Origin of the sequence: uncultured Muriicola sp., from assembly GCF_947258935.1 — a bacterium.
In the GTDB taxonomy this organism is placed as follows: domain Bacteria; phylum Bacteroidota; class Bacteroidia; order Flavobacteriales; family Flavobacteriaceae; genus Muriicola.
On sequence record NZ_CAMYKH010000101.1, the window covers coordinates 1 to 8,653 of the forward strand.

At 40.9% G+C, this 8,653-nt stretch carries 7 protein-coding genes; 2 read left to right on the forward strand and 5 right to left on the reverse strand.

The genetic code is table 11. The features are described 5' to 3' along the window. On the reverse strand, positions 1–3,060 hold a 3,060-nt coding region (locus Q0X72_RS12790; protein ID WP_297766140.1), incomplete at its 3' end, for a Calx-beta domain-containing protein. A 431-nt stretch (positions 3,061–3,491) separates the two neighbouring features. Here Q0X72_RS12790 and Q0X72_RS12795 point away from each other — a divergent pair. Then, positions 3,492–4,040, forward strand: a complete 549-nt coding sequence (locus tag Q0X72_RS12795; protein WP_297766143.1) for a ClpP family protease — start codon at positions 3,492–3,494, stop codon at positions 4,038–4,040. A 130-nt stretch (positions 4,041–4,170) separates the two neighbouring features. Here Q0X72_RS12795 and Q0X72_RS12800 read toward each other — a convergent pair whose 3' ends face one another. Genes Q0X72_RS12800 through Q0X72_RS12815 form a run of 4 tightly spaced genes read right to left on the reverse strand, consistent with a single transcriptional unit; the run spans position 4,171 to position 7,822 of the window. Further along, on the reverse strand, positions 4,171–5,703 hold the full coding sequence (locus tag Q0X72_RS12800; protein ID WP_297766146.1) for a cryptochrome/photolyase family protein: 1,533 nt from the start codon (positions 5,701–5,703) through the stop codon (positions 4,171–4,173). A 13-nt stretch (positions 5,704–5,716) separates the two neighbouring features. Beyond that, entirely contained in the window at positions 5,717–7,012 is a 1,296-nt protein-coding gene (locus Q0X72_RS12805) for a DASH family cryptochrome (RefSeq protein WP_297766148.1), read from the reverse strand. 8 nt (positions 7,013–7,020) lie between these two features. Then, positions 7,021–7,188 (reverse strand): DUF2256 domain-containing protein, encoded by a 168-nt coding sequence (locus Q0X72_RS12810; protein WP_297766150.1) that lies wholly within the window; start codon positions 7,186–7,188, stop codon positions 7,021–7,023. Beyond that, positions 7,178–7,822, reverse strand: a complete 645-nt coding sequence (locus Q0X72_RS12815; protein WP_297766152.1) for a flavin reductase — start codon at positions 7,820–7,822, stop codon at positions 7,178–7,180. The genes Q0X72_RS12810 and Q0X72_RS12815 overlap by 11 nt, the downstream gene beginning before the upstream one ends. Positions 7,823–7,955: 133 nt before the next feature. On the opposite strand from Q0X72_RS12815, the gene Q0X72_RS12820 reads away from it, so the two are divergent. Further along, positions 7,956–8,653: NAD(P)/FAD-dependent oxidoreductase (locus Q0X72_RS12820; protein WP_297766154.1), on the forward strand; the 698-nt coding region annotated here is incomplete at its 3' end.

Genomic DNA, 8,653 nt, shown 5'->3' on the forward strand with positions numbered 1-8,653 from the left:
GATCCCAATTAAGGTAGTAGATAAACCAGATAGGTCTACAACAAAATCTTCAGTATTCTCGATCAAAGAATCATCAATGATCGGCACCGTAATATCATACGACTCACCATCATTACCTGCAAAGGTCAACGTACCGGAGGTAGTAGTATAGTCACCAGGCTGAGCAGCAGAACCATCGGCAGTAGCATAGTCAACACTGAATCCGCCTTGCACGTTTCCTGTAAGCCTTACGGTAAAAGTAGCCGTACCGGCAGCCTCACTTACTGTTACTGAAGTGGCGTCAAAGCTAAGTCCGGTTCCTATTCCTGAATCATTATCAAGAATATTCACATTGGCTTGATCATCAGCAAAGGAAATATCTGCACTGGCTAAGATGTTTGTAAGATTAACCAGGAAATTCTCGGTAAATTCCAGCACATTGTCATCTGTAACCGGCACTATTATATTTTGTGTAGAACCACTGGTCGCATTTGCAGGCCAGTTGATCTGTGATGTTGTGGCTGTATAATCTGTTCCTGCTTCTGCAGTACCATCCGTAGTTGAATAATCGATAACGAAGGCTTCTTCTACGGCACCATTTAAGGTAACTACAATCGTAGCGTTCCCGGCTCCTTCATTAACATCAACATCTGCAATTGAAATAGTTGAAGAATCATTATCATTAATGGTTATGGTTCCTTCGGATTTATTAATTACCGGGGTATTGGTACCCGCTGTTAAATTAGCAGAAAATGCTTCTTGTGCTTCAGCAATAAGGTCATCGATAATGGTAATATCAATGGTTTCTGTTTGACCATGATCTCCATTAAAGGATAAGGCCCCAGAATCCGTAATATAATCATTCGGTGCACCGGCAGTTCCATCTGCTAAGGCATAATTTACGGTAAAACCTCCAGCTACTTCTCCTGTATTGCTAACAGTTAAGGTTGCTGTGCCGGCATCTTCATTGATGGAAATATCATTGATCGCCAAACCAATAGGATCACCATTTTCAGTTACAAATATCTTTTGTGTATGCTCTGTAGAATTTCCAGTACAGTCTGCAGCTGTCCAGGTTCTTAAGATTGTATAGGTTGTGCTTGTCTCATCTCCATCGTAATCTTCAACAAAAGTTACTTGTGGATTGCTATCACAACTGTCCGAAGCCGTTAAGGTCTCAGGGCTGGGGATATTATCATAAGCGGCCACAGTATCTGTCGGTAAAGCTTCATTAAAGGTTGGAGCAGTTGTATCTTCCAGGGTTATGACTTGTGTAAATGTCTCACTTACTCTGCCACATGCATCTGTAAATGTCCAGGTATTGGTATAGGTCCCTTCTGAATCACAACCAGGAGTTGGTACAAATGCACCTGCTATTTTATCTAAAGTGAAATCACAAAATTCTGTTTGCGGTTCAAGGGCCTGAGCTGCGCTTAAGGCGGCGGCATCATCACAGGCAATAGTTGTATCCAGACTGTTCGAAGGTGTTGTCCAATTTACTTGTGCAGGCTGGTTAATATCAACAATACTGGGATCGTGATTACCAAAACCACATTCATCAACAGTCCCGGAACTATTAGTTGTTTGTGGGGTAGTATTTATCTCACCATTAAATGTTGCACTTGCCTGAATAGAAAAGCTGGCAGAACATGCGGTCTCCAAAAAGTAACACTGTTCCAATACATCAACATTAAAGTCGATATTAAAGGTATCGCCAGTATCTATAAACCCATCTGCTACAAAGAATTTAAGTTCCCTAGACGGACCATCGAAGGTGTAGGTTACACCAGCTGGCAGTGGTTCGGTAGAATTAAAGTTTACTTCAATTGGTAGTATGGTAGAAATTTCAAGATTTCGGATATTATCATTTCCTGAGTTTTCAATACTCATGGATAAGGTGGCGGTTTCCCCTGGATCATAACTTGTATCTAAAGGAGAGGTTGTAAATTCTAAAGCCCCAAGACTGGGTTCGTATACTTCAATCGAAAAACCTACCAAATACAAACCGTAGGATTCCTGTCCGGAGGTAGCCCTTAAAGTGGTACTTGTCTGATTGTTGGCGATAAGCGTATTGGAAGGATTCGATAATTCAAATATGGAAGCATCATATCCCAGCGTATTTGTACTTGCCGGAACCCTGCTTGTAAAATGGGCGCCGTCTATAGAGATCGTACTGGAAAAGAAATTGTCTTGCCCTCGTAAAGGGGTAGTTATTTTTTGCCAGTTGCCATCCGGTTTTTGGATCTGGAAACTGTCTCCACTTAATACTCTATCTCCTTCAATACTTCCAAGAATAATATCGGCTTTTACCGGGCCAGAAGGAATGGAAAGAAATCCATTTACATTAAAGTCGGTTGTGGCCCCATTATCAACGTGCGCATATCCATCAAAAAGCGTAATATTTCTTGTAAGAAGTTCGGTCGACTGATATACAAATACTATTTGCCATCCGCCGGCTACTCCATAATTACCTCCACCGTGTGGTTCTAGTCCGCCATAAGTAGCTTGTACATTACCCACCTGGTATTTACCATAAGGATTAGAAAGGGCTATTACATCACTGGTGATATCCTTTACACTTATATATGGGTCGTTATGAAAATGTTCACTCCGCCCACGATATAAAACTTCATCTGCGGTTATAGTGGTATATGTTGAAGAACCTGGAAGCATAAGTTTCACCTGATTGTGATTCCAGGAATCTGCATTTTGTGATACTCCTCCTGCCTCTTTGTCAGAAGCCGCCCAGTATAAATATGCCCTAACAAACTCTTTACATGCAAGACCGGGATTAGGATCGTTTAGTGTAGCACTACTCGAATTGAAAGTGGTAGGGTCACTGTCAATATCAACATATACTCTGTTGTTGTTATCCTGGTTATCTCCGGTTGTATTGAAATTATTTGTGGGATGAGCAGACAACATGTTGTTTGCGATGATGGTAACATCTCCCTTGATGGTTTCATTGTAACGTGGAGTAAAAGCTTTCTTTACCTGTCCGAGGGCACCAAAGGTTCCAAGGAACAACATTGCAGTGAGCAAGCTGTGTGAGATAAATTTGTTGAGAGTAGAATTTGGCATAAGGTCAATTTTTTGAAACTGCCTTATTAAAATTTGAAGGGTTACCCGGAGAATGAAAAAAATTGAAATTGTTTGTTCATGTAAATTTTGGGATCTCTGGGACGACCACGTAAATTTTAATTAGGTTAAGCTTATACAAAATAAACGCAAGAAAGCACGGTAGATGGTACGCTTACGATTAACAAAGAATTTTAATCGATGTAGAACAAGAGTTTCGATAAAAGGATCTTTTTTTCAGATGAGCATTTTCGCCTGTAAATGGGGGATATCCGACCAATGGCACTAATTCTTCCATTAATGAAATAAGCTCATGGCATGTTCTATGCGTAAATAACTGATTTTTAAGGGGTTGATTTACTTATTTTTTGACCAGAAGTGGCTTGGCAAAATGGAGGGTAAATGCTTACCTTTGACGGTATATAAATGATACTATGAGTGCTAAAAAAGGAAAAGTACAAGAGGCCATAAATGAGAAACTCTTGCTGGAAAGAAAAGTATTCTTGTGGGGCATGGTAGATGATGATTCTGCCAAGCATGTCATTGATAGGTTACTGTATCTGGACTTGCAAAATAACAAGGAAATACAACTTTATATAAACAGTCCTGGCGGTTATGTTACTTCCGGATTTGCTATTTACGATACCATTAAATCTTTGAAAAGTCCGGTGTCTACTATCTGCACGGGATTAGCTGCTTCTATGGGATCCATACTGCTTTCTGTTGGTAAAAAAGGACGACGATTTATACAGCCACATGCACGGGTTATGATCCATCAACCCAGTGGTGGTGCAAGAGGGCAGGCATCTAACATTGAGATCCAGGCTAAGGAGATCATTAAGACCAAAGAATTGGGTGCAAAGATCCTCGCAGAGAACTGCGGACAAACCTATGAGAAGATCATGAAGGACTTTAACCGCGATTATTGGATGGGAGCAGAAGAATCAGTAGAGTACGGTATAGTAGACGGCATCCTTAAATAGGCAACATTTTAAATAGAAAAAGTCCGGTGAATTTCTTAACCGGACTTTTATATATGTAGGCGCACAAGGCGGAATGTACATTACTTACGTACTAAAAGGGTCTTACGGATCAGGAGATCCCATAATTCTGCTAATATTCTCCCGGATTTTCAATGATATGCTTGGCTTTTTGTCTTATTTCACCTAGTTCCTCATCATCTTTTTTATCCAATAATCTAAGCATCATTCCCATTCTGGGATTGCTTTTTAAGTGCTCTTTTTTCGCATCCAGAAAGTTCCAGTACAAGGCATTAAAAGGGCAGGCAGTTTCGCCTATCTTCTCCTTAGGATCGTAGTTACAGCCTGTACAATAATTACTCATTTTATTGATATAATTGGCACTGCTCACATACGGTTTTGTAGCTACAATTCCCCCGTCTGCAAACTGGCTCATTCCCCGGGTATTGGTAATCTCTACCCATTCTATGGCATCTATGTAAATGCCAAGGTACCAGTTGTCTACTTCATCGGGATCTGTTTGCGTTAGCAAGGCATAATTCCCGGTGATCATTAAACGCTGAATATGATGCGCGTAGGCCTCTTCCAGGCTTTGATTTATAGCGCTACTCAAACAATTCATTTTTGTTTTACCTGTCCAGTAAAATCCGGGTAACGGATTCTTATTTTCTAAGGCATTTGTTAGTGCATAAGAGGGCATTTCTTTCCAGTAAATACCTCGCATATACTCACGCCATCCAAGGATCTGGCGTATAAACCCTTCCACCTGTGAGATGTCTATGGTATCTTTATGGTCCTTATGATATTCCAGGACCTTGTGAATCACTTCTTTTGGAGAAAGCATTTTGCTATTCATGGCAAATGACAGTCGGGAATGAAATAGGAATTTTTGATCTGTATGGAGGGCATCCTGGAAATCCCCAAAATGTATTAATAAGTTTTCAATGAAATACTGCAGGATCTCAAGACTCTCCTCCCGGTTCGTGGGCCAATTAAAGGAATGAGGTTTTATACTGCCAATTGATTTCACCTCCGCTTCCTGAATTTCCTTATAAAGACTGCTTACGTCCTTCGAGAACTCCAAGGCTGGGGGTATAGAGGGGTTGCCCTTCCATTTCTTCCTATTACTTTGATCGTAGTTCCAGGAACCACCTTCGGGCTCTCCATTTACCATCAGAATGTCGTGCTCCTTTCGCATCATTCTGTAAAAGGATTCCATGACCAGTTGCTTCTTTCCCTTGTAGAAGTTTTTCAAGGTATCCCTACTGGTTAAAAAATGTTCTGTATCAAAGCTTTCAGAAGGAATGGAAAGCGAATCGGTAATGTCTTTCAGTTGCTGATCTAGCCTGTATTCATCAGGGAGCAGGTATTCGAATTTTTCAGAGGAGGTGCTATCGATCTGTTGTATTATGAGTTCTTTTAACTTATGGGGGTTTTCCGTATCACTTATTTTGATGTATTGTACCTGGTGCCCTTGTTCCTTTAAAAAGGCAGCAAAAGATCGCATAGACAAAAAAAAGGCCACTAATTTCTGGATATGATGTGTCACATAAGATGTTTCCTGTTTCATTTCGGCCATGAGGTAGGTACAATTGGCATCTGTCATGGAAAACCAGCTGTGTTCTGAATTGAGCTGGTCGCCCAGCAGGAGTCGGAGTGTTTTCATTTATATTGGTTTATTAGAATAAGGTATCCTGTAACCATAGATTTTGAAATTTCCCAGCAGGATCATAGAGCTCTGCCTGTCTTTTGATATTGAATTTTCTATCCCGTGGATCGTTTCCCACGCCGCTGTTGTACATCCAGTTTCCCCAATTACTGTGCACGTCATAGTCAATAAGGATTGATTCAAAGTATGCGGCTCCTATCCGCCAGTCTTGTTTTAGCTCTTTCGCCCAGTAACTCGCAACATTCTGTCTGCCCCTATTACTCATCCAGCCGGTTTTGGCTAATTCAATCATATTGGCGTTTACAAAAGGTTCTTTGGTAGTACCGTGAATCCAGGAGAGCTTAGTTGTTTCAGAATTCCCCCAATCGTAGGATTTGTTCAGAATACCACCCAAAGTAAATATTTTATGCCCATGTTTCATGGAAACATACTTAAAATAGTCGCGCCAAATCAGTTCAAACACCAGCCAGTAGGTATCCTGATTTTTTATGACCTTATTCTCAAATTCCTGTATGGCCCAGTAAATCGTACGCGCCGAAATAGATCCATTTGCCAACCAGGCGGAGAGTTTAGAGCTGTAATCCTTTCCCATTAAGCCATTCCTGGTTCGTTTGTAAAAAGCCAGTTTACGGGTATCCCAAAAATATTCCTGAATCCGTTCCATGGCAGCATTTTCGCCACCTTCAAAAGGAAAAGCAGAATGCGGATGCGGATTAAAAGGTATAAAGCCCAAATCAGATAAATTGGGTACCGAAGTTTTATCTGAAAGAAGGTTCTCTGATGGTTTTGCAGCAGGTCTTGAAATAGCAGGTCTAACCTTGGAATACTTCTCACATTTCTTGCGAAAAGTGGTGAAAACTTCCGGAATGTTTGAAACTTCAGCATAGGGAAGATCGGATGGGTGAAATAAGAACTGATCATAACTTTCGATAAAAGATATCCCTGATGGGCATTGTTGTTTTACCTGCACTAGTTCGTTTACCTCATTTTTGGTCCATTCCTTTTGCAAATAGACCTGTTTAATGTGGTGTTTTTCTATTAAGGAAGGCAGTATCTCTTTCGGTTTTTTTAAGTAGAATAAAAGAGAGATATTTAGAGAAGCAAGGTTATCCTGAAGTACTTTTAGTGATTCTAATAAGAATTTCACCCGGTACTTCTCCATTTTTCGAAAACCATAAGGACCTTCTATCAGCAATTCTGGGTCCAGGCAATATACGGCGATTACTTTTTTCTCTTTGCATGCCAGAGTTAAGGATTGGTTATCCGATACTCTGAGATCATTGCGAAACCATACAAGTGTATTCATAAAGAGTGTTATATAGATCTATCTGTCGTCTTGGTTGCTTGATTCTTATTTCTGCGACATCTTTCGCTGCAATAGACCACGTGTTCCCAATTTTTCTTCCATTTTTTGCGCCATAGAAATGGTCTTCCACATACAATGCAAAGTTTGGAAGGAAGATGTTGTTTTTTATGTTCCATTAATAAGTGTACTGGGTTCGCTACCGGGTCTTGCATATGTAAGCCTTTCCAGATATGCCGGTAAGGCATATCCATCCATTCCCATAGAGGTGACTGTTGCTGCTTTATCCAACCTAATAAAGCCATCCGAGTCCTGGATCTCTTTCGGGAAATAAAGTCGCTCAATGGACCCAATTACCAACAGGCAATCATTTTCTTCCAGAGGATAATGGTTTACATATTTACAGCCTATTTTAATGGTGCTTTCTGCAACGTAAGGGGCTTCAAAATCATCAAGATATTCCACTTTAAACCCAATTTCATCAAATTCTGAAACCTCCTTTTCATATTTGGCAGACGTCTGATGGGCCCTGTGATACATTTCCACAGAGACCTGGTTTACGGTGAAATATCCCAGATCTTTAATGTTTGTAAAAGTATCACGGCGCACCGTTAAAGGTCGTAAGATAAAACCCAGCAGGGGAGGAGAACTTCCTATGTGGATCACCGAACTAAATATGGCCAGATTTGTATGGCCGTCTGCAGATTTGCTGCCAAGGAGGTTACACGACTTATAGCCCGTTACACTGTTGATCAGGTTAGCTCTGTAACGAGAAGGTAACTGAGCTATATCTTCTGCAAACAAATGACTCATATACTTAATTATGTTTAACGAATATAGAAAAATGTTAAACATGAATACGTTAATTGATTGATAAATTGATCATCACCGCTCTGACAAGAATTTCTTACTTTTACGTATCCTAATTAATTCCGCAGCGAGAACCATGACGCAAAGCCCTAAGAACATTGCCATTGTAGGATCGGGACTTGTTGGTTCTTTACTGGCGATCTACCTTCAACGTTTTGGACATCATATTACTGTTTTTGACAGGCGCCCGGATATTCGTACCATAGATTTCTCTGGCAGGTCTATTAATTTAGCTATGAGCGATCGCGGCTGGAAGGCCTTACGGGAAGTAGCGATAGAGGATCAGATCAAAAAGATCGCTATTCCTTTGGATAAACGTGCCATGCATGTGCTCGATCAGCCCGAGTATTATCAGAAGTACGGGAAGGAAGGAGAGGCCATCTGGTCTATCTCAAGAGGCGTCCTGAACCGAAAAATGATAGATCTGGCCGAAACAGCCGGTGTTACTTTTAAATTCAACGAGAAAGTTTGGGATGTAGACCTACCAACGGCTACCCTATATACAGGCGATTCTGAGAAAAGCGAATGGAAAGCCTATCATCACGACATCGTGTTTGGTTGTGACGGAGCCTTTTCCAGAGTTCGGCATAAAATGCAACGGCGGAGTCGGTTTAATTATTCTCAGGACTTCCTGGAAGTAGGCTATAAAGAACTGACGATTCCTGCCAACCCGGATGGGTCTCATAAATTAGATAAACACTCTTTTCATATATGGCCCAGAGGCAAGTTTATGTTCATCGCTATGCCCAACTTAGATGGGAGTTTTACATGCAC